Source organism: Leptospira fainei serovar Hurstbridge str. BUT 6 (assembly GCF_000306235.2).
Taxonomy (GTDB): Bacteria; Spirochaetota; Leptospiria; order Leptospirales; family Leptospiraceae; genus Leptospira_B; species Leptospira_B fainei.
Genome location: NZ_AKWZ02000010.1, coordinates 1,695,001 through 1,717,495, shown reverse-complemented (window position 1 = coordinate 1,717,495; position 22,495 = coordinate 1,695,001). Strand labels below are relative to the sequence as shown.

Genomic DNA, 22,495 nt, shown 5'->3' with positions numbered 1-22,495 from the left:
CATCTCTCTCCTATTTCGACTTGCTGCATATGGGTAAAATAGAATGAACTTGACTTTCCATAATTTCCTCATAATCTTTCAAATCCATCATGTATGATTCTATTTTGTTTTCTCATCATGCTATCGGCGTTTTTTCACTTTTTCTTTTAACTTGCGTTCTCTCCGGATTCCTTATCTTCAAGAAAAACAAGACGCTTCCAACATATTATTTAATCATAATGTATCTTGCCTACGGAACCATGTTCCTGGGATATTTTATTTCGTATTCATTATTCGATCCGATATCCGCATATCATCGATACCTAACGGTGTTCATGATATTCGGAATCATCGCCTTTATCGGATTTTCCTATAATTTTCCTAAAAATATCCATCCAAAAGAATCCAAAATTGTCATTATCCTTAGCTTAGTCATCGGTTTGGGAGCGTGGTTCCATTTTGTTTATAAGACTTACGGCAAAGAGAAAGTCTTTTCGTTTACTGCTCATCAATTCAGCTTCGATTTCGGAAAAGAAGCGAGCGCGGCTATTCTTTTATGTTTCATTATCAGCATAGTTATATTAGTCAGAAAAATTCTATTTTACTCCTCGTATTCCGGTATTCTTCAAAAGTGGAAAGATTATTTCGCAGGATCCATCTCCGTTATTCGCATCCCAACTCAATTCGCGTTAGGAATTCCTATCGGAATTATTAAAATCGTCTTCGCCAAAGGAAAAGAAGCGATCGCACTACGAGCATTTTTATTCACGGTAATATTAAATATTCTGAATGCGTATAACAACGTATTAAACAAATCCGGTGCGATTTCGTACGATACGTTTGCCATCGCGTATTTCATCCTATCGGTAATCGCGATCTTCTTTATTCAGAGCGCATATTTAAACCATTCTCCAGAGCCAACCAGCTTTATGGTGAAGATTCTCTCAAGCGCGGTCGTTAGTTTGATTTTAGCGTTAGGAGCCATTAGCTATGTAACCGTCTTTGCGATCGATAAAGCCAATGAGAAAGAAAATATCGTAGAAATGAATGCCGTTAAAAAAGCGATAGAGAATGGGGACGGCATCTATCCCGATAACGTTAAATATATCCTTTCCCGAAAATCCGGATCCGGATTTTTCGACCATAATTATAATATAGTATTTTCGAATGATTCTTCTTTCAACTCATCGACGTTACAGAAAGGAGAAGCTCAATACAAAAAACAGGAACTTCATGAATTAATAGAGCGGAACAAGAATAAATACAGAAATAAATCGGAAAGTGAAATTCTATCCCTCTCCTCGGAAGAGTTAAAGGGAATTCAGCTGCCTCTCCATACTAGATTGTACCGAATGGCCGGAAGTTTTTATACTCATTACGACTTTGAAATCGGTCGCACGAGATACGAAGTGGGCTTTAGTTATCGTGAATTCAGGGAAGTCATTCATAATGTAGCCCGCTGGCTAGTCTTAATACAGTTAGGAACAACGATTTTTATTTTGATATCTTTTCCGATATTGCTACACGTAAGCCTAGTCAATCCACTGAATAAATTATTATCCGGCGTTGAAAAGGTAAACCACGGCGATTTGACCGTCAACGTTCCGATTAAAACCATGGATGAAATAGGTTTTCTATCCCTGTCCTTCAATTCTATGGTCGACTCGATTCGAACCGCGAGGGAAGAACTGCAGGACCACGCAGACCATCTAGAGGAAAAAGTGGAGGAACGAACCAAAGAAGTTCAGGAGAAGATGCGGGAAGTCCAGCAGTTAAAGATCCAGCAGGACGGTGATTACTTCCTGACTTCCTTGCTAGCAAAACCGCTTTTTTTTAATGCGAACAAATCCGCGATTGTGAATACGAATTTCATAATTAGACAAAAGAAATATTTCGAATTTCGCAATAAGCAAGGAGAACTTGGCGGAGATATCTGCCTAACCGGAAATTTGAGGCTTGGTACGGCCGATCGATTCAAAAAATACACCATGGCGATGAACGGCGACGCGATGGGGAAATCGATGCAAGGAGCAGGCGGTTCCTTGGTTATGGGAGTCGTTATGAACTCCATTATGGCGCGATCGGCCGCAAATAAAAGAATCCTAGACAGGACTCCGGAAGAATGGTTAACCGACGTCTATCATGAAATTCATTCGGTATTCAAAAGCTTCGATGGAAGCATGGTTATCTCAGCCACCACCGTGTTGATCGATGACGAAAGTGGCGAAATGTTTTATTGGAACGCGGAGCATCCGTTTTCGGTCTTGTATCGTGACGGCAAAGCATCCTTTATCGAAACGGATCTAGAGCTTAGGAAGTTAGGACTCGATTCGGAATACGAATTTAAAGTTAAAAAGTTTCAATTGCACGAAGGTGATGTCGTCATACTTGCTTCGGACGGAAGGGACGATCTTTTAATAGGTACTAATAACGGAAAAAGAATCATAAACGAGGATGAAACGATTTTTCTCGGAGTAGTAGAGAAAGCGAAGGGGGAAATCGACGAAATCGAGCATAATATCCGACAAGTCGGAGAGATTATCGACGATTTATCCATACTCCGAATCGGCTATCAGGAAGTTGGAGCGCAAACTCTTACGAACGGAAACTCCGAGAGAGATGATTCGGAGGAAAAGACAACCATACAAAATTTGTATAAAGAAGGACGAGAGCTATATAAAAACGGAGAAGTCCAAAAAGCGATATCCATTTTGCTAGACGCGTATACGACCGATTCTTCGAATCAAAGACTGAATAAGCTATTAGGTTTGATGAGCTTTAAGGAAAAGGACTACCCTTTGGCGGTAAAAGTTCTGAGTCGGTATTTATCATACGATCCTGATACGGCCGAACTTTGGCATTATCTCTCTATCGCGGAAAAACGATTAGGAAATCTTGCAAACGCTTTGGAAGCCGCGACAATGGTCAACAAACTCCAACCCTTAAATGTTCAAAATTTGATACATCTTTCGGATCTAAATCGCCTGCTAGGCAACAAGGACGAAGCTATCGAATTCACGAAAACCGCGGAGGAGATCGATCCGGAAAACAAGAACGTAAGAAAATTGAAAAAACTTTTAGAGATCGAATAGAGGAAAATTAATCTATTCGCTTGTAAAGGAATCGACGTGACACCGAGTTTGTACTGCTAAAAGCCGAGCATTCGAGAAAACTCACACCCGCGATATTCATTCTGTCTCTTATCGAAAGCGAAATGCTTCGCATAAGAAATTTTGATACGCGAAATTAGTTGCGATATTTTTTATTTGACTCCACGTAGATATACGCCTAGCATGATAGCAGCTTACTGTTTTCTTGTCTAGATTACAATTTTGTAAAAAAACAGGATTCTTTCTTGTTCGCCTTTATCGGAAGTATCGAGAGGAATGAAAGCTATTTCAGCCGTTTTACGGCGCTTCCATATGATACGGTTTATTTATTCAATTTTCATACTCGCGGTATGTTTCCTAAATTCACCCAATGATATCCAGGAACGAATCCTACAAGCGGATCTTGTCTGGGTAAAGAGCGGTTCCGAAAATATTTCCGTTCCGTGGCAGAAGTATAGACTTAATTACTTTGCCAACGTCCTTGCGGTCTTCGATCAGAACGAAGGTAGCCAACAAGTCGAGAAAGACAAGGCAAGCCATTCCGACAGCCGAGTTTTTGCACGAACTTTAACTTTTTTATTCATAGAATTTCTCGATACTCCGATTAAGCCGCTCGCATGCGTGCCGAATCTTTTTTCGAGACCGCCTCCCGAATCGCTCCTCATCTAAGCAATCTCATCGCCTTCTTGCGAGTACGTCTATTTGTCCAAACCCGGACAGATAGTCGAAAAAAACGTAGTTCTTTGCAGACGCTTTTTACTCCGAATGTAAAGCTACGTTTCCTTAATAAGAATTTAGAAAGTGTCATCCATATGAAATTCGTAAAAAGAATATTCTTCCTTCTATTGATTCAATCTATCGCGATATTCCCGGTCGTCGGACAAGAAGAAATCAAAACCGAGGATCCAGTCGAGAGACCTTCCGAAGGTAAAACTCCGGCGAACGAACCGAGCCGGGCAAAACCGGATGTAATCAAGTCGGAAGCAGGAAAACTTCTCGATTCGTTGGATATCCACGGATTTGTGGATGTATATTATCAAGACAATAATAATCAATCGTCCGGAACTCAAACTGACACTTCGCGAGGTTTTGAAACGTACAATCTTCAATTTACGGTCAATCTTATCAAATTAGAAATTCAAAAACACGCAGATAAGAAGGATCCTTGGGGATTTCGCCTAGACTTGATGAACGGAACGAATACGATCTATCAAGAAGTCCCTCGCAGTCAGACGAATTCCATTAACAACATGAACGCATTTCAGCAGGCATATGTATCTTTATATCTAGACTATCATAAAGGATTTACCGTCGACGTCGGAAAGATGGCGACGCACATGGGCTATGAAAAGATAGAATCTAAGAATAATCCGAATTATACGATAGGAGCGATATTTTTTAATACCACATCTTTCCTGCATACTGGCGCGCGCATAAAGGGTAAAATCACGGATGATTGGGACATTGCATTCTATCTTTATAATAGCGGATTGGGCTCCGGATATCAAAACGCGTCTTTTCTTACTTCCACGAATCCGGTATCGAATCCGACCAACACGAATATAGTGATCGACGGATTTAGACAGCAAAAAGCGTATGGAACGCAAATTAAAGGAAATCTAATTAAGGATAGACTGTTATTTACGTATAACACTCTTTTTAGCAGCGATAATCCCTTCGCTCGTCAAAACCCTTCGCAAGAATATCTCGGCCAGACGATTAACTCTCAGACGGGAATCCAAAATTCGGCGCCCGTACAATCCCGAGGGAAATTTTTTCAGGATATGTGGAATACCAACGAAGTCATACTTTCCCTTACCTTAATGGAAAAGTGGACGCTGGATTTGGATTGGGTGCACGGCGAAAAGGGAGGAAGCGTATCGACAAACAATTCGCTCTTACAACAGGAATATAATCCGAACGGAGTCATCAACGCATCCACATTGTTAACCGGGCAAATTACGCCGGTCCATATCAAATCCATTTATAACGCCTACGGGGTATGGTCGAAATATAAGATCAATGAGAAGCTGGATATAAACGGAAGATTCGAATACATCGACGATAAAAGCAATAATGGGGCTCTAATTTCCGGTCCTGGCGTTGCCGGCAATCCAGCCGAGAAGCAGTATGAAAAGGATTTTTATTCGAACGCGGCAGACATCATCCTTCAATCCTTGAACTTGAATCCGAACTCACCGGCATATGGACCGTACAATCCGTTGACCCTACACACCGTTATGGTCGAAAGAATTGATAAGAATCAAAGAGATTATTCGGGATTTCGAAATTACGGGCAATACCATACTTTAACTATCACTCCCGTTCTGAATTGGACACAAAACCTTCAATTTAAACTAGACATTCGAAGAGATTGGGCGGACGGCTTACAATTCGTGGATAGCGGCGGACATCGACTTAACTATCAAAATGGACTTACTCTTGGAATTGTTGCAAAGTTTTAATTACAGCTCGGTATTTTTCGTCGTATATAAGGATATAAACCTTTGAACAAAAAATATTTCCTATATACTCTCAATATATTTCTGTTTGTTAATGTCCTTATTCTTCCTTCCGGTTTTTTGTCCGCACAACAGGACCTTTTCAACGTTCCCGCAATGAAAATCACCGAAAAGGGAAAGAATTTCATACAGGAACAAATCATTTTTTATCCGGTTCAAACTCAATTTGATACGACCTATGTGCACGGTTTGGGAAATAATCAGGAGATCGGAATTAGCGCATTTAATTATTTTTTAACTTCGCCATATACCAATAGCCCGGCAACAAACATCTCCGCTTCGTTAGGGCCTTACCCGACAGCGGCGCCTAATTTCCAATTCGTTTATCAAAAGAAATTCGAACCGACAGAAATTTTTCATGTAAGCGTCGGAACAAAGACGGGAATCGCGTCCGGTGCAACGCCCGCAAGTTCCAGCTTTGCAACCTATAATTTCTTGGTAACTTCGACGAAAATAGAGAGTCTTCGCACAACACTCTTTATCGGAGCTTATTCGGGGAACGCCGCTTTTTTTGGATATTACAAACATCGGCTTTTACCCGGCTCCGAGTCTAGTATTAGTCTTGTCGGAATGATGTACGGAATAGAAGTCGATATTGTGCCCGAAAAATTTAGGCTCGTTTGCGATATGATCGCAGGAGTAAACTCCGTAGGTGTGTCGGTTTGCGGCTTTTCTTATGATTTTAGTAAGTCTTTTTTCATTTCCGTCGGGTATCAAATTCCGAACCCTAAGGATGGAACGTTCAATCCTCATGCTTTATTGATAGAGCTGAACGCCTATTTTTAATCGGATGTCGGATCCTACCGATACATTCACATTCTATTTTCATAATACATTAAAATTTCCATCACAGGAAAGACACCATTGACGTTTTGGGATGAAATAATTCGGCTGTAATAGTAAAATAAAATAGCAGAAGCCCGGCCGACTTGCTCGCGGAGACAAGGGCGCTCATTAAAAGTTCTCTCGGAGGGACACCCGTCAGCCGACCGGAACTATTCTTATAGATTCTGCATCCTGTCCCCCCGCAGGAGTTCCGTCCCTCTATATCCTTGTCATTAACCAGAATAGTAGGAGAGGAAAATCGTCGACGCATATCGGTAGATTCGATCGAATCTTTATTGATCTCTGAAATGTTTTCAGCTAGTTGGAGTTCTTTTAATATATCGGAAATTATCTCCTTAGTTGCCGCAACATTCGGACAATTTGTTTCGTATATTAATTCTATCTTCAAAATTGTTCTCCAAAAGATTTAGAATCGGACAAGGATCGGTTACGTTCGTCATTTCGCATGCGTCGTGCATTTCTAGTAGGATTTTTTCGAGTTTCCTAAGTTCCGAAAGTTTACGACGAATTTCGCCCAACTTATTTCCGATTTTCGATTTTATGCGGGAGCACTGATTCGAATTTTGCATCTTCAAATCTAATAGCTCTTTAATCTCCTCCAAATTAAAGCCTAACCTCTGGCTTCTACGGATGAAACGAATTCGAAGAACCGCCTCGGCATTATACAATCGATAGCCGGCAGGACTCCGAGCAGGCTTGTTTAGAAGATTCAACGACTCGTAGTAACGGACAGTTTGAACCGAAACTTCACTTTGATTTGCCACTTGGCCGATTTTCATAAACTTTTGCATACAGTTTAATCCCTATAGCGAACTATAGAGTCAATACCCGTTTTTAAAAAAGCTATTTTTAGCGGTCATATTCCCCTTGGTTCTCATCAAGACAGACTTGTACATTTGGCAATTTATGACTACGCAATGAGCGGGAATATTCATAATTATCCGCGGGAGAACCTATGATTTTTGGATGATTTTGGATTTTCATTGCTAATTATGGAGTATATGAACAGCAAAGCCGACCTCTCTTCCAATCTAGAACAAGAGGATTTTAACGATTCCGAAAAGGCATCCGTTTATAAGGCGATATATAGTAGAAGGGATATCAGAGCATATACGAGTAATCCGATCGATGAAGATATCATTTATAGACTGCTCGATGCCGCACATCATGCCCCCTCGGTCGGGTTTATGCAACCCTGGAACTTTGTAATAATACAGGATGCATCGATAAGAAAAAGAATTTACGATCATTTCATAGATGTAAACGAGCGCGCGGCTAATCTGTATCAGGATGATCGTAAAGTAAAATACTCGTCTTTGAAACTCCAGGGAATTTTAGACTCACCGGTCAATATACTCTTTACTTGCGATAGAAATCGCGACGGTCAAAACGTTCTCGGAAGATCCACCAATAAGGATACGGATATTTATAGCACGTGCCTGGCGGTTCAAAACTTTTGGTTGGCTGCGAGGGCGGAGGGATTGGGCGCCGGGTGGATGAGCATTCTCGAGTCAGAATTCATTCGTGAGTTATTGGAAATCCCCGAAAACGTTTTACCTATCGCATACATGACTTTAGGCAAACCGGTATGGACGCCGAAAGAACCGATGCTGGAATCCGTCGGATGGAAACATCGGGAAAATCTTTCCGATCTCGTTTTTAAAGACAAATGGGGAATCAAGTATAACCCTTATTCGCTGAATCGAGATATTGCAAAGGAAACTTTTCCTATCTCCTCTCAAGAGAGATTAGACTCGCTTACTAAACCTAAACAATCTCTTGGTTTTATCGAAGAATGTATAATAAAAATAGCAAATACTCAAAAAAAGCAATTCCCATCATCAAAAGAAAAGGCGATTTTCCTTTTCGCCGGAGACCATGGAATCGTTTCGGAAGGAATAAGCGCCTATAATAGCGATGTAACCGCGCAAATGATGTATATGTACATTGCAGGAGGTGCCGCGATCAATTCGATAGCCAGAAAAAATCGAATCGATTTAGTTTTGTTTGATATGGGAATCAATCATGATTTTAATAATGCACCAGGAATGAAGCATTTGAAAATCAGAAATGGAACTAGAAATTTTTTAGAAGAGACGGCAATGACGCAAGAAGAAGCGGGGCTTGCGTTCGAAAATGGCAAAGATGTCGTACGAAAATTAGGGACAAAATACGATATGATAGGTCTCGGAGAGATGGGTATCGGAAACACTACGGCATCCACAGCAATCGCTTCCGTTCTTTTGAATAAGGATCCTCTGACTCTTACCGGGGCAGGCACCGGCATTGGAAATTCTACCTTATTAAAGAAAATTGAAATTATTCAAAAGGGAATTTCGAAACACGGAAGCCGAACATTAAACGAATGGCAAGCCCTCGTTTGTTTCGGCGGTTATGAAATAGCGGCGATGGTCGGAGTTATCGAAGAGGCATATTCCTTAGGAATTCCCGTTGTATTGGATGGGATGATCACTAGCGTAGCCGCCTTAATTGCTTATAGAAGGAACCCCGGAATCGTTTCAGTACTCATTGCAGGTCATATTTCAAGGGAGCCCGCTCACCGATTTATATTAAACGAACTAGGCTTAAGGCCGGTTTTGGATTTGAACTTAAGCCTAGGGGAAGGATCGGGATCCGCGCTTGCAATGGGAATTTTGGATACCGGATGCGTGCTTTTTCGAGAAATGAAGACTTTTGAAGAAGCTAATATTAGATTTGCAGAAAACGAAGACGCGCGACTTTAAGAAATCGGACGGATCATATTGCCATCACGGGTCCATCCAGATACGTCAATAATCAAAATGGGAGGAATGAGATGACTAAAGCAAGAATGGAGGCTTTTAGTGACGCCGTTTATGCAATCGCATTGACGATTCTAGTTCTCGAGCTTAAAATTCCGACGGTCGAACCCAATCGACTATTTCAGGCTGCTCTGAATCAACTACCGAAACTTCTAGCGTTTATCTTAAGTTTTGTTATCGTTGGAAAATATTGGGTCGCTCATCATTCGATGCTTAATTTAATCAAGCAGGTCAACCATGTCTCATTGTGGTTGAATTTATTATTGTTAATGTTTGTCTGTTTTATCCCCTACCCGGCGGGAATATTGGGCGAATATCCATACAGTCAATTTGCGATTATCTTATATTCGATCAGCCTTTCATTCGTAAATATAGCCGGAGCTATTTTTTGGACATATACGACGTTCAAGGAAGAGAATACGATCGGAATAAGCCGAGAATTTAGAAAATACGTAATTTGCATTCATTTGTTTCCGTTAATTCCGTATTCATTGGCGGTTTTATTTACTTTCTATTCGATGACGGTTTCGTACATACTCATAGTGATCGTCCCGATATTATTCATTATTCCTAATAGATTTATAGTCAGGACTCCCCCGCCGTTACCATAGATTCATTTATCATTGTTGAAGAAGATCTTTCCGAATCCTCTAAAGCCAAGACTTCACGCTAGCTTTGGTATCTTGACGATCGAATTTAGAGAATTTTAATCTTCAAGGGTTCTTAGATTTCGGGTTATTAAAAAATTCCGAGAATTCGCTAATAAAATGATGGCGATTCAAAAGTTTCACAAAATTAGAATTTAAGATAAGTCTCTCCATAATCGTCAAGCGGTGAGTTTTCGTATTATTCTTCAAAGTTTAATTTTTTCGGAAGCACGCAGTATTGAAAGAATAATGGAATCGATTGCATTTAAAGAGCAAATCCATCTTTATCCGATAATAGAGATATATTTTCTTCATAAAGCGATAACCGAGCTCTAAAAAATATTAGAGCTCGGTAGTATCATTTCGATTCACTCTTCTCTTTATATTTTCCGATAAGTGAAATTCATCGTACTGAAGTCGACTCTTTTGGGCTCATTCTTGAAAAAGATTTGTAAAGAAGCTTATTCCCACCGGGCGGTTTTCCGATGTCCACTCCCGCCTTTAACAGATCCGATTTTAAATCCTTGCGGAAACCGTGATAATCCACTTCGACCGCATGACGTTGACCGCCTCCGAAACTAAAATGCGGATGATCAATCTCATATTGAATGGCGGCTTTCAAATCCTTCGGCCGTTGGTATCTTCCTAAGATTTCTAAACACGCCAATTTTGCTTGATAGTCGGCCATCGGCCAAATGCAACCGACGGGCTGGAATAAACCTATAAAATAAAGATTCGGGTAATCAGCATGCATCATCTTTCGGTAAAGGGGAATTTTTTCCGCGTATTGAAAATCGATAAAAGATTTATCGAAAAAAGGAAAGGTTGTCCAAAATCCCGTACAGGCACAGATAATGTCATAACGTTCCTTCATCCCGTTAACGAACTCTACTTCCTTACCGTGCAACGCTTTGATGGCGGGCCTCGGTACGATTCGCCCATGGCGAATAAAGTCTAATAGATCCGAATTTAGAGTCGGGTGATGACTGAGAGCGAGCGTAGTATTTTCGGGCAACCCGTAACTTTTATACGAACCTTGAAGAAGATGGAGAAGCTTTGTCAACGTGTACTGTTTTATTTTTGCCGGAATCCATCCCGGAGTCAATGCAGCAAATACGTCGGAAGGCATTCCGAATAGGAATTTTGGAAAAAACCATTGAGGGCTTCTCATGGAGAGTTTTACGCTTTTCGCAACTCTGGCGGATTCAACGGCAACGTCGCAAGCCGAGTTTCCACCGCCGATAATCAAGACATCCTTACCTCTCCATTCTTCCGTCACGCCTTTAAAATCGTGAGAATGCAGAAACTTACCGGTAAACTTTCCTTCGTATTCGGGAAACTTAGGATTCCAATGGTGTCCGTTTGCGACCATGAGGACGTCAAAGTTCTCGGTTTTTTTCTTACCGGCCGCATTCAAGAATTCGACCTTCCAGTCGCCCGTCGGAGTACGGGTTATCTTTTGAATCGTATGCTTAAACCGAATCTTATCATACACTCCGAAATGCTTCGCGTAAGACTCGAAATAGGCCTGAAGCTGCTTATGATTAGGGTAGTCAGGATAATCGTCAGGCATCGGAAAATCTTCGTATTCCGACCAAACCTTGGAACTGATAATGTGGGTATTTTCGTAAACACTAGAGTGACCAGTCTTAGCATTAAAAACCCAATTTCCGCCTACCTTATCATTTTTCTCGAAAACCACCACGTCCAATCCGTACTGAACGCAATTTTTTCCTGCTGCAATTCCGCTGGGCCCGGCTCCGACGACGCAAACACGTTTATTCGGCTGCATGAAATTTTTCCCTTCCCTTTTTATGAGAGCATTCATTAATTTAGTCAAAAATCCAACAAATGTCACGTTTTCAAATATCTTACTTTTGTCGGATTTCGGAGCAAGAAATTTTTCGCTCCCGAAAATATTCTAATTTAAAGAAATATAACAAATGTTAGATAATTCTTCCAAATCATCGAGAATTTTATCGGAAAGCAAATCGCTTTCGCGTTCTAGAACGCCTTTACAGGAACGTTCTCAATTGAGAGTTGCCTTAGTTCTCGCAACCGCAGAAAGGATTCTGGAAAAAGTTGGTCCGGAAGAGACTTCGATACCGGAAATCGCCAAACAGTCGGGCGTTCCTAGAGCGAGCATTTACCAATTTTTTCCCGACAAGTATGCTCTGTTTACAAGGCTCGCAGAAATACACTTGGCAAAGGTAGGCGAAATATTGGCGCGTAAAGCCTCCAAAGATACGAATATCTCCTGGAGAAAATTAATCGGAGTGCTTGTGAACGCCGCATCGGACTATTACGATTCCACACCGGTCGCGAGCATGCTCATCCTAGGCGGACCTTTTAGTAGAAATGCTTATCTTGCTCAAGAAGTCACGATCGATACGATTGGCGCCGGAGTTCGGATACAACTTTCAAAACTGAAAAAGCCGTTGCATCTCCCTAAAAAACCGGATATTGCCACTCTCGGAGTCGAGATCGCCTTCGCATGTATGAAACGAGGTTACTATAAGGAAAATAGAATTTCCAAGGGGATTCGCGAACAAGCGAACAATGCCGTTACCGCTTATTTTTCGCATTGGGCAAAGTGAGAATAACGGATCAGTTATCCTCGTCCGCCCAGCCCACATCCGATAAAAAGTCGTCATACGACCCGTCAAATATGCGAATCGTATTATTATCAAAAACGATTAATTTAGTAGCTACAGCCTTTAGATGCATTTCATTGTGAGTAACCATAATTACGGAACCGTCGAACTCGTCTATCGCTTCGATTAAAGAGTCGCAAGACTGCATATCCAAGTGATTGGTCGGCTCGTCCAAGTATAAAAGATTACACGGCGTAACTAAAATTTTTCCGAGAAGCACCCTACTTTTTTCCCCGCCGGAAAGAACTTTAATTTTCTTTAATGCTTCATCGTCGGAGAACATCAATCCGCCGGCTATGGTTCTAGCCAACCATTCCGAACAGGACTTATCCGCATTCATGATTTCTTCAACCACGGTGGAATTCTCGTTTAGATTCAATTTATTAGTCTGTCCGAAATATCCTTCCTTTAATGTAGGATGTTTTTGAACTTTTCCTCGAGTCGGCGATAATTCACCTGCGAGAAGTTTCAACAGAGTCGACTTCCCTTTTCCATTCTTTCCTATAATACAGATCCGATCTCTCTTTCCGACCGAAAGAGAAAAATCTTCTATCAAATACGGTTCCTTACCTGTATATGAAAAAGAAAGATCTTCCACTGAAAGCATTTGATTCGCTGCAAAAGGTGCGCTATTAAAATATAATTCCAAATCTTGAATGGCCTCTAATGCCTTCATTTCCCCTTGCTTTTCCAATCTTTTGACTCTCGATTGGGCCCTGCTTGCAAAACTCGCCTTGGCTTTAAATCGGGCGATGAATATCTCTTCCTGCTTTCTCTTCTTAGCTTCATTCAATCGGGTTCTTTCGTAGATTTCTTCCGCTTGATTGATCTGATTGTAAAGCTTGTCGGTGTCGCCTTGGACTTTGATAGCTTTGGACCGATGAATCGCGGCAGTGTGGGAAACGACGCTATCCATGAAACTTCTATCATGTGTCACGAGAATGATCTCCCCCTCCCATTCTCTAAGAAATTCCTCCAACCAACGAATCGTCACGATATCCAAATAGTTATTCGGTTCGTCAAGCATCAGCAAATCGGGTCCGGAAACTAGAAGTTTTGCAAGATTCATTCGGATCTGGTACCCGCCTGAAAATTCCTCGGGGTTCCTTTCCATGTCGGCTTCGGAAAAACCCAGACCGGAAAGTATTTTTTCCACCTGCCAGGTTTCATATTCTTCGCCTTCTGGGAGTCCAAGGGCGCATTCTTCCAGCACGGTCGATTTCGTAAACTTCAAGTGTTGTTGCAAATGGCCGATTTTATAGCCCTTTGGGACGGTGATCGTTCCCTCGTCGGGCTCTACCGATCCTAGAATCATCTGAAACAGAGTAGATTTGCCATGGCCGTTGCGACCGACGAGTCCCAATTTTTCTCCCCGATTTAAACTCAAATTCAGATCATCAAAAAGCATCTTCGAGTTATACGTCTTCTGAAGGTTGGATATCTTGATCATTTAGGATTGCGCTCGCGATTGATATTAAAACCAAGGTTTTCGATCTGGGTAAGATTTCTATTCGGATTTAAGAGAAAGAACGAGAAATCTGCCGATTAACCGGAAAGACGGGCGGGGTTTCGTAATGGCAGTCTGAATTACCGTGCAAAGTTAAAAACTGCAAAGGGACGAAAATAGAAAGCCCACACCTATAATTTTACGGAACCTAAATAGCAAAGAAATAAAATTGCCGACTTCTTTCGCTTCATCAAAAAGATTAAACGAAATAATGCAATCGTCCAAATATTTCAAAAATTATAATAAAATAAATTAATCAATATATTCTAAACAAATAATATTGTATATTTTCATAAACTTATTAAATATTCGATAAGCAATATCTCATTCCATCCATTGATAAAAATCACTCGCTAAAGTAATCCGCACTGCCCAAAGTAAATTGTCTATTCAAACCAATTCATAAACATTGAATTATACGAATATTCAGATACCGTATTATTAATCGATAAATCTGATAGATAGTAGACCCGGCAAAGTATGGATCTTCGGAGAAAAGAATGAAGAAAGAGCAGAAATCGTCTTACAATGGTAAAGAAAAAATCGAGAACCGTGCATATTTAGTGGGAGGCGGAATTTCTTCCCTATCGGCAGCCGCGTTTCTTATCCGAGATGCCGGATTCCCCGGCAATAAAATCAGTATTCTCGAGGAATCAGCCATAAGCGGCGGCAGTCTGGACGGTAGCGGAACTGCTCGAGAAGGTTATGTAATTCGAGGAGGACGAATGATGAACTTATCTTACCTTTGCACATACGATTTATTTTCTTCCATCCCCTCGTCTTCGGACCCTAGCGTTTCCGTATATCAAGAAATACTAAATTTTAACCGTAAAATCAAATCTCATTCCTTAAGCAGGGTAGTAGAGAAAGGACGAAAAATAGACGTCTCTAAGATGGGGTTCAATCATAAAAATCGAATGGAATTACTCCGACTTTTAGTGAAATCTGAAGAATCCTGCGGAAACGATCAGATTCGGGATTTTTTTTCCGATTCGTTTTTTGAAACGAATTTTTGGTATATGTGGGCGACCATGTTTGCGTTTCAGCCCTGGCATAGCTTAGTCGAATTTAAACGTTATTTGCATAGATTTATCCACGAGTTCCCTAGAATCAATACTCTTGCCGGCGTAGATCGTACCCCTTTAAATCAGTTTGATTCGTTAGTCTTACCGCTCCAGAAATGGCTGCAAAGGAATGGGGTCAAATTCGAATACGATTGCAAAGTGACCGACATCGATTTTCAAATAGATACGCTGCGAAAAAAGGCCGTTGGAATTCGTTACACTCAGAAAAGGAGGAGTAAAAATATTTCGCTTAACGATAATGATCTCCTTCTGATTACGTTAGGCTCAATGACCGAAGGCTCGGATCTAGGATCTATGAAAAAGGCTCCGAAATTGCTTTCCAAAAAGGACGGAGGATCATGGCCATTATGGGAAAAGATAGCGAGTAAGAATAATGAATTCGGACACCCGAAAATTTTCGACGAAAGAATTTCGGAATCCAAATGGGAGTCCTTCACCGTCACATTCAAAGATCCGTCTTTCTTTGATAGAATGGAGCAGTTTACCGGCAACAAAGCCGGGACAGGTGGACTCGTCACTATCAAGGACTCGAACTGGTTGATGTCGGTCGTACTCGCACACCAACCCCATTTCCTTAATCAACCTCCAAATATACAAGTATGCTGGGGATACGCACTCTTCCCGGACAAAATCGGAAATTTCGTTCATAAGCGAATGTCGGATTGTTCGGGTGAAGAGATTTTACGGGAATTACTCGGCCATTTGCAATTCGATGACGATCTAAAGAAAATTATAAAACATGCGATTTGCATTCCTTGCATGATGCCCTTTATCACTAGTCAATTCCTGACGCGCGAATCAGGCGATCGTCCGGCAGTCGTTCCGAAAGGCGCCGTTAATTTCGGATTCATGGGTCAGTTCTGTGAAATTCCGGATGATGTCGTCTTCACGGTGGAATATTCCGTCCGTTCGGCTCAGATGGCCGTTTATTCTTTATTGAACGTAAAAAAAGAAATTCCGAAAGTTTATAAGGATCCGAACACGTTGAAAATGCTTTTCGAAGCGACTAAGACAATGTTTCGGTAATAGTTTTAGTATCAAACCGAAGGCAAAATTACTTCTCTTATTAACGCACGAAAATCGACTACTTCTCATAACGAATCCGGAAAGAAGCGAACTCTTTCCGGATTCTACGATTAAAATTCAACTCTCAAGATACTTTCAATTTTTCTCGCTTTACGCGAATCCGACTAAAGGATAAAACAGCTTCGCGATTCGCGATGAGGAAATAAATCACAATGATCAATCACCAATACCGTCTTGCTGCTCGTCCTGTCGGCTTACCGAAACAGACAGATTGGACATATACCGAAGAACCGACACGTTCTCCTTCCGACGGAGAAATTCTAGTTAAGATATTATATATTTCTTTAGATCCTGCGATGCGTGGTTGGATGAACGACGTAAAGTCGTACGTTCCACCGGTGAGAATCGGAGAAGTGATGAGAGCCGGAGCAATCGGTAAAATCATCGAATCTAAGAACCCCGACTTCAAAAACGGAGAGTACGTTTATGGGGTTTTTGGAGTACAGGAATATGCGATCTCCAACGGAAGAGGCGTAACTCGAGTGGATTCCTCGCTCGCGCCTTTGCCGATTTACCTTGGAGCTTTAGGAATGCCCGGAATGACCGCATATTTCGGACTCTTAGACGTAGGGAAAGCGAAGTCAGGGGATGTCGTCGTCGTATCGGGCGCTGCAGGTGCGGTAGGAATGATTGTTGGACAAATCGCAAAGATCAAAGGATGTCGCGTAATCGGCATAGCGGGAGGAGCCGACAAATGTAAATACATCGTGGACGAACTCGGCTTCGATGCGGCGATCGATTACAAATCGGAGGATATAAAGAAATCGCTTCGAAAACATTGTCTGAAAGGGGTCGACGTATATTTCGATAATGTCGGGGGAGAGATTTTGGATGCAGTCATGACGCGATTGGCAAAACATGCAAGAATCGTAATATGCGGAGCCATCTCGCAATACAATAATACCGAGGCTCCTCAAGGTCCACGAAACTACATGGCCCTTTTAGTTTCTCGCGCACGGATGGAAGGCTTCGTAGTCTTCGATTATGAAGATCGATATGCGGAAGCCGCCAGGGAAATGTCAGGTTGGATGGCGGCGGGAAAGCTTAAGTCCCGAGAGGATATCGTTACAGGTCTCTCTACTTTTCCTGATACTCTCTTGCAATTATTCAAGGGCGGTAATACCGGAAAATTAGTCATCGAAGTCGCATCCGATTAAGCCGGAAGTTCATTTCGTTATAATCGTTCTTTCGGCTTCCCGCAAAAAAGACTTGATTGAATTCATTATATAACCAATAAGGTATATAATGAATTTATTTGGTCTTCGAGCGTGCGGCAGTCAAACTGCAAACGAGATTCGTAGTTAGCGACAAACCGTAATGTTTTGAACCCTATAAGCACGTTTCAGAGGAAACCGCTATATTAAAGCGCGGGGATAATGGAAACCGAGGAAAGACAATGAGAAAGATCACGCCGTTTTTAATGTTTGATAATAATCTAGGGAATGCGGTGGACCTTTACACATCGTCGTTTCAAAATTCGAGTGTTGAGAGTCGGAATGGATCCGGAGAAACGATGCAATCCGCTACCTTCTCCCTAAATGGGCAGGAGTTCCTTACGTTTAACGGTGGACCTCATTTTAAATTCACTCCCGCAATTTCTTTTTTCGTAAACTGCAAAACGGCAGACGAGGTGGAACGGTTATGGTCCAATCTAAGTAAAGATGGACTTATCTTTATGGAATTAAACGCGTATCCTTTTAGCGAAAAATTCGGATGGGTTCAGGATAGGTTCGGAGTTTCTTGGCAGTTGAATTTATCGAAACAGGAACAAAAAATCTATCCGTTTTTACTATTCTCGGGAAAGCAGCATGGAAGAGCCGAGGAAGCGATTGGCTTCTATACGTCTCAATTTCCCGATTCCAAGATCATTAACGTACAACATTATACGATAAACGAAGGAGGAAAAGAAGGAACGATCAAGCGGTCCTCGTTCTCGCTCGCCGGCCTAGAATTCATGGCTATCGATAGCGCCATTCCGCATCCGTTTACTGTCAGTGAGGCGATTTCTTTTTTTGTGCGATGTGAAACTCAGGCGGAAATCAACGAGCGTTGGGAGACGCTTTCAGCCGGAGGTGAAAAACAAAAATGCGGCTGGGTAAAAGATAAGTTCGGCATAAGCTGGCAGATCATTCCTCCGATCCTAGGAGAGTTGCTACAGGACAAAGATCCGAAAAAATCTCAACGAGTCCTTCAAGCTATGTTGAAGATGGACAAAATCGACATCGCCGAATTGAAACGAGCGTATGAGAGTTGAATCCAATTCCGATAAATTCCAGATTTTCTTCGAAGAAATGTCGAAAATAAATTAGATTCGCTTTGGGCGTTCCCCGCCGCAGAATCCAATTTTACTTCCCTTTCGTTCAGGTCAAACTGCGCGGGTCGGGCCTCTACAGGTTCGGGCTTTCGCCCTCATCCCTCGCCGCTCGGAACTAATGAAAGAGAATTAAAACCGATTCGGCTCGGGACGCGTTGCGCCTTTCGGGTCCCTAACGCGGGATACACCAGGCGGATCTCCGCCAAATCTACGATTGCAAGCTTCTCCTCTTAGAACGATCGAATTGGCCGAAACTTTCGAAATCTTTTTTGGATCGGAATTACGTCTGGAATTCTATCTGAAATCGTTTTATGGATTTCTGAAATTTCTCCGCTATGAATCGATCCGGCGTAAAAATATTCCGTTTTCAGACAAAAGATTCAAGGTCGAGAGGAAGGTCCATTATAAATACTTAAATTAATTCGGAGATCCCAAAAAATCCTCGATTAATGCGGCAGTCAATTCGTGATACCGATTCTTATCTTGAGACATGATGGCTTCTCCTAAATAATCTCCATGTCCGCCCGGTAGAATCAGAAGCCTTGAATCCGGAAACAAACGAACCAACTCGACAGCATGTTCCGGTTTTGGAATGTCCCTATCTCCAAGAAGGATCAGAACCGAAGCCTTAACCGAACGAATTACATTCTCCTTCACATCCGGAAAATTGCGCATCCTATCCACATCCTTATCGAACATATTCCTTAATTTTTGGGGATCCGGATTTACCTTTAAAAAAGCGTCCTTGAGAACCTGAGGCATATCGGAAAAAGTGGCACGTTTCATGGAAGCCCAGAACTGCGGAGAAGTTCCTTCTCTCTTCGTCATGGAGGAAGCGAACACGATCTTGCGAACTAATTCCGGATGGTGGATTGCGACTTGTAAAGCAACGCTTGCACCGTTACTGAAGCCTAGGATATCCGCTTTTTCCACTTTTAGAAATTTGAGAAGAGCCGCTACATCTTCAGCTGAAGTTTCAAATCTTACCGGTCCTTTTCTATCAGTCGTTCTTCCATGAGCCTGTTCATCCAGTGCGATCACTTTTCGATGCTTCGCGAATATCGGAAGGACCTTACTATACGTAACTTCTATAGTGGATCCTCCCCCATTGAGTAATACAAGGGGAATTCCATCGGTCTTACCGTGGACTTCGTAATATAATCGCATTTCTCCGATCGGAAGATGCCCTTTTTCAATGGGATGAGATTCTATCGCAGACGGAGTATCCCTGATAACAAAAGGACGATTGGAAGCGCAAGCAACGATAAAAAATAGGCCGACGATATTTGCCACGTAGCTTAATATTTTCATGATTATTTTCCTTCCTGTTTTCTTAAATAGTCGGCTAATTTGTCTATAAGAGCCATTGTGCCTTCTCTACGAGAGGCAACACCTTGACTCCCAACCGTATCGTCCAAAAACGCCACTTGCTCGGTAAACTTAAGCCTCGTGTTTGTCTTGTCCATCTCTTCGATTTCCACCGAAGCAATAGACACCGAATGCAAAGTCTTATGTACATGCATATCGTAAACGAACACGATCCTTTCGTTCGGAAGAATATTATAAAATTCGGCTCTATATAGAGTTTCTCTCCCGCTTGCAAAACGACCATGAAGAATTTCCTTTCCACCGACTTGAAAATCCAATTTGCGATCCACAAGCGTCCAATCTCCGGGGCCGATAAACCACTGGGCCTTCGCGTCCAAATTAGTCCATGCCGAGAAAACCGCTTCCCGGCTGGACTTGTATACTTTTTCTATACTAAAGATTTCATGTGCGACTTTAAGTTTTTCCATTCGATCATTTCTTTCCTTTTTCGGATTTTTCTAGAAACTCGCCTAAACGATCCAAATTTCTTTCCCAGAATTTTTTACGTTGCAAGAGCCAAGTTTCGATTCGTTCCAATGCGGTCGGCTCCACTCTACAGGTCCTTACCCTTCCGATTTTCTGCGTTTTGATCAGACCGCTCTCTTCCAATATCTGAATATGTTGGATGACTGCAGCCATACTCATCTCCAACGGAGTTGCAAGTTCGCTCACGGACGCTTCTTTCTTACTCAATCGTTCTACGATCGTGCGGCGAGAAGGATCCGATAACGCGTAGAAGATTCTGTCCAGTGAAGGCGAATTGTTAAGCATTTACTTAAGTATTGAAGAAAGCGATAATTAGTCAAGCATTTGCTTAAGTATTCTTGGGGGAACTGCCGTTGTTAAAATAGGGTAAAAAAGGAACATTCAAATCCCCGCTTACACGAGCGAAGGCAAAAACCGCGTGACACTCAGTATCAAGTATTTCTGCTCCTTAAACCGCGGCAGGAGATTGTCTACGGCACCGTCTTTTCTTACTACTCGATCCACAAAAATCATAAAGAGTTCTTTAAGCGATGTCGCAAATATATCGAAGCGCGTTAGGAGATAAAAGGTGCGCATCACCCTTTCCGATCTGCTCTTCCCTTCTCCCGCGACAGGAGTTACGGAATAACGCGTTTTTTCGTCTTTTTTTATTGGGACGAAAAGAAAGGGCGGATTCGCTTCGCTCTGAATTAGGCCATAACCCCGATAATTAATAGACATAATACATCAATTTGCTATACAAATTCTTAGCCTATTCCCCACACACGTGGGGATGAACCGGGGGAGTTGAGTTGGAAACTTGATTCTGCTCACTATTCCCCACACACGTGGGGATGAACCGCCACCACCGTGGAGCAGGATTTCACGTATATCCTATTCCCCACACACGTGGGGATGAACCGAAAACCGTTGGATGGCTCAAGTCGATGTGGTACTATTCCCCACACACGTGGGGATGAACCGTGGTAGGAGAAATGTTAAAGAGGGTCGTAGAGCTATTCCCCACACACGTGGGGATGAACCGTATGGACGAGAATTGTCCCGCAAATATCTTCCTATTCCCCACACACGTGGGGATGAACCCGGGGGGCGTTTGGCATTACAATCTACGTCCACCTATTCCCCACACACGTGGTGTACGTCCTGGAACATAGGTAACACTTTAGACCGGAGACATGGGTTACACTTTCAAAGTCCTAGATATTTTCTTTGTGTTCTCATTCAAATAACCTATTTTCACAAAGCTGAAGTAAATGGCCCATATACCGTCGTCGACAGGTTCAAGGCCGATATTCTCTCCACCTAAACTCTTCGTAATAAAGAATCTTTGATTTTTCCAATAAAAATTACCGTCATCGACTTTACGAATTTCAAAATGATCCGGATAAAATATCTCGGATAGACGATTCGGATAGGATCTTAGGGAAGGTTTATAGATCTTCGCAGGCGGCTTTTGACCTAACGCCTCATGGGGACGATCATGGTTATATTCCGCTCTAAAACGATCGAATGCCTTTTGCTGCTGTCTCATATTAGAACGAATCGGATAAACCGCTTCTGCCTTCAACGTCCTATGCATTCTTTCATGCCTTCCGTTCTCTTGTGGTTTCCCCGGATGAATCCTTTCCGGAAAAATACCTAATTTGATCCACCACATTGATAATAGGGAAATTCCCGACCCGGCAGCAAACGGAATTCCATTATCCGTTCTAATCGCATTCGGAAGGCCGTATTCTCGAAAACACTTCTCAAATTCCTTCTTTGTTTCGTAAGTCCTTGTGCCTGATAGCCCTTTGCAACTTAGAAGAAACCGACTGTAACCGTCGGATATTGTTAAGGGATAACAACGGATTCCGTCTCGCATTTTAAAATCACCTTTGAAATCAGCACACCAAACCGCATTCGGATGATCATAACCTCGGAAAGGTTCCGAAAAACGAACCATTCCTCCTCTCTTCTTACGGGGCTTTACTAAACCTCTTTTCTTAAGAATACTGCCGATCGTGCTCGCTGCAGGCCAAATAATTTCCGGATGACTTCCCTCAAGTACTACAAGCAATTTGCGAGGTCCCCAAGTAGGGTGCTGCTTA

Annotated in this window: 18 protein-coding genes and 1 CRISPR repeat array (1 of these 19 cut by a window edge); of the genes, 10 read left to right on the top strand and 8 right to left on the bottom strand. The window is 42.1% G+C overall.

Annotated features, from left to right (window positions below; all coding sequences use genetic code 11):
* The first annotated feature begins 89 nt into the window (after positions 1-89).
* The 4 genes from LEP1GSC058_RS17110 to LEP1GSC058_RS17095 all read left to right on the top strand — a co-directional run bounded on the left by LEP1GSC058_RS17110 (position 90) and on the right by LEP1GSC058_RS17095 (position 6,397).
* Positions 90-3,071, top strand: a complete 2,982-nt coding sequence (locus LEP1GSC058_RS17110) for a SpoIIE family protein phosphatase (RefSeq protein ID WP_016550676.1) — start codon at positions 90-92, stop codon at positions 3,069-3,071.
* Between the two features lie 294 nt (positions 3,072-3,365).
* Positions 3,366-3,758, top strand: a complete 393-nt coding sequence (locus tag LEP1GSC058_RS17105; protein ID WP_016549943.1) for a hypothetical protein — start codon at positions 3,366-3,368, stop codon at positions 3,756-3,758.
* Positions 3,759-3,901: 143 nt separating this feature from the next.
* Positions 3,902-5,554 (top strand): outer membrane beta-barrel protein, encoded by a 1,653-nt coding sequence (locus LEP1GSC058_RS17100; RefSeq protein WP_016549540.1) that lies wholly within the window; start codon positions 3,902-3,904, stop codon positions 5,552-5,554.
* Between the two features lie 42 nt (positions 5,555-5,596).
* Complete coding sequence (locus tag LEP1GSC058_RS17095) at positions 5,597-6,397, top strand: hypothetical protein (RefSeq protein ID WP_016550502.1); 801 nt, start codon at positions 5,597-5,599, stop codon at positions 6,395-6,397.
* A gap of 395 nt (positions 6,398-6,792) precedes the next feature.
* Here LEP1GSC058_RS17095 and LEP1GSC058_RS17085 read toward each other — a convergent pair whose 3' ends face one another.
* Positions 6,793-7,248, bottom strand: a complete 456-nt coding sequence (locus tag LEP1GSC058_RS17085) for a heavy metal-responsive transcriptional regulator (RefSeq protein WP_016550518.1) — start codon at positions 7,246-7,248, stop codon at positions 6,793-6,795.
* 210 nt (positions 7,249-7,458) lie between these two features.
* On the opposite strand from LEP1GSC058_RS17085, the gene cobT reads away from it, so the two are divergent.
* Positions 7,459-9,201 (top strand): nicotinate-nucleotide--dimethylbenzimidazole phosphoribosyltransferase, encoded by a 1,743-nt coding sequence (gene cobT / locus LEP1GSC058_RS17080; RefSeq protein ID WP_156860699.1) that lies wholly within the window; start codon positions 7,459-7,461, stop codon positions 9,199-9,201.
* A 71-nt stretch (positions 9,202-9,272) separates the two neighbouring features.
* Positions 9,273-9,869: a TMEM175 family protein gene (locus LEP1GSC058_RS17075; RefSeq protein WP_016549498.1), complete on the top strand. Its 597-nt coding sequence runs from the start codon at positions 9,273-9,275 to the stop codon at positions 9,867-9,869.
* Positions 9,870-10,308: 439 nt separating this feature from the next.
* Here the strand turns inward: LEP1GSC058_RS17075 and LEP1GSC058_RS17070 are convergent, their stop codons facing one another.
* Positions 10,309-11,697 (bottom strand): flavin-containing monooxygenase, encoded by a 1,389-nt coding sequence (locus tag LEP1GSC058_RS17070; protein ID WP_039948496.1) that lies wholly within the window; start codon positions 11,695-11,697, stop codon positions 10,309-10,311.
* A 151-nt stretch (positions 11,698-11,848) separates the two neighbouring features.
* Here LEP1GSC058_RS17070 and LEP1GSC058_RS17065 point away from each other — a divergent pair, with 151 nt between their 5' ends.
* Positions 11,849-12,502, top strand: coding sequence for a TetR/AcrR family transcriptional regulator (locus LEP1GSC058_RS17065; protein WP_016549572.1), 654 nt, complete (start codon positions 11,849-11,851; stop codon positions 12,500-12,502).
* Between the two features lie 10 nt (positions 12,503-12,512).
* Here LEP1GSC058_RS17065 and LEP1GSC058_RS17060 read toward each other — a convergent pair whose 3' ends face one another.
* On the bottom strand, positions 12,513-14,009 hold the full coding sequence (locus tag LEP1GSC058_RS17060) for an ABC-F family ATP-binding cassette domain-containing protein (RefSeq protein WP_039948495.1): 1,497 nt from the start codon (positions 14,007-14,009) through the stop codon (positions 12,513-12,515).
* 557 nt (positions 14,010-14,566) lie between these two features.
* On the opposite strand from LEP1GSC058_RS17060, the gene LEP1GSC058_RS17055 reads away from it, so the two are divergent.
* The 3 genes from LEP1GSC058_RS17055 to LEP1GSC058_RS17045 all read left to right on the top strand — a co-directional run bounded on the left by LEP1GSC058_RS17055 (position 14,567) and on the right by LEP1GSC058_RS17045 (position 18,491).
* Positions 14,567-16,177: an oleate hydratase gene (locus tag LEP1GSC058_RS17055; protein ID WP_016550879.1), complete on the top strand. Its 1,611-nt coding sequence runs from the start codon at positions 14,567-14,569 to the stop codon at positions 16,175-16,177.
* 212 nt (positions 16,178-16,389) lie between these two features.
* Positions 16,390-17,394, top strand: coding sequence for an NADP-dependent oxidoreductase (locus LEP1GSC058_RS17050; protein ID WP_016549888.1), 1,005 nt, complete (start codon positions 16,390-16,392; stop codon positions 17,392-17,394).
* A 239-nt stretch (positions 17,395-17,633) separates the two neighbouring features.
* Complete coding sequence (locus tag LEP1GSC058_RS17045) at positions 17,634-18,491, top strand: VOC family protein (RefSeq protein WP_016549371.1); 858 nt, start codon at positions 17,634-17,636, stop codon at positions 18,489-18,491.
* A gap of 477 nt (positions 18,492-18,968) precedes the next feature.
* Here LEP1GSC058_RS17045 and LEP1GSC058_RS17035 read toward each other — a convergent pair whose 3' ends face one another.
* The 5 genes from LEP1GSC058_RS17035 to LEP1GSC058_RS17015 form a co-directional block, all read right to left on the bottom strand.
* Entirely contained in the window at positions 18,969-19,862 is an 894-nt protein-coding gene (locus LEP1GSC058_RS17035; protein ID WP_016550705.1) for an alpha/beta fold hydrolase, read from the bottom strand.
* Positions 19,863-19,864: 2 nt separating this feature from the next.
* On the bottom strand, positions 19,865-20,347 hold the full coding sequence (locus LEP1GSC058_RS17030; protein ID WP_016550890.1) for an SRPBCC domain-containing protein: 483 nt from the start codon (positions 20,345-20,347) through the stop codon (positions 19,865-19,867).
* A gap of 4 nt (positions 20,348-20,351) precedes the next feature.
* Positions 20,352-20,690 carry an ArsR/SmtB family transcription factor gene (locus LEP1GSC058_RS17025; RefSeq protein WP_016549690.1) on the bottom strand — a complete coding sequence of 113 codons (339 nt, stop codon included), beginning with the start codon at positions 20,688-20,690 and terminating at the stop codon, positions 20,352-20,354.
* A 108-nt stretch (positions 20,691-20,798) separates the two neighbouring features.
* Positions 20,799-20,981: a hypothetical protein gene (locus tag LEP1GSC058_RS20200; protein WP_016549780.1), complete on the bottom strand. Its 183-nt coding sequence runs from the start codon at positions 20,979-20,981 to the stop codon at positions 20,799-20,801.
* Between the two features lie 175 nt (positions 20,982-21,156).
* A CRISPR array of direct repeats spans positions 21,157-21,489; the repeat unit is 29 nt; unit sequence CTATTCCCCACACACGTGGGGATGAACCG.
* A 96-nt stretch (positions 21,490-21,585) separates the two neighbouring features.
* Positions 21,586-22,495: the 3' portion of an IS481 family transposase gene (locus tag LEP1GSC058_RS17015; RefSeq protein ID WP_016549654.1), read on the bottom strand. 242 nt of this gene lie beyond the right edge of the window; only the last 910 of its 1,152 coding nucleotides appear in the window; its start codon lies off the right edge, out of view; the stop codon is at positions 21,586-21,588.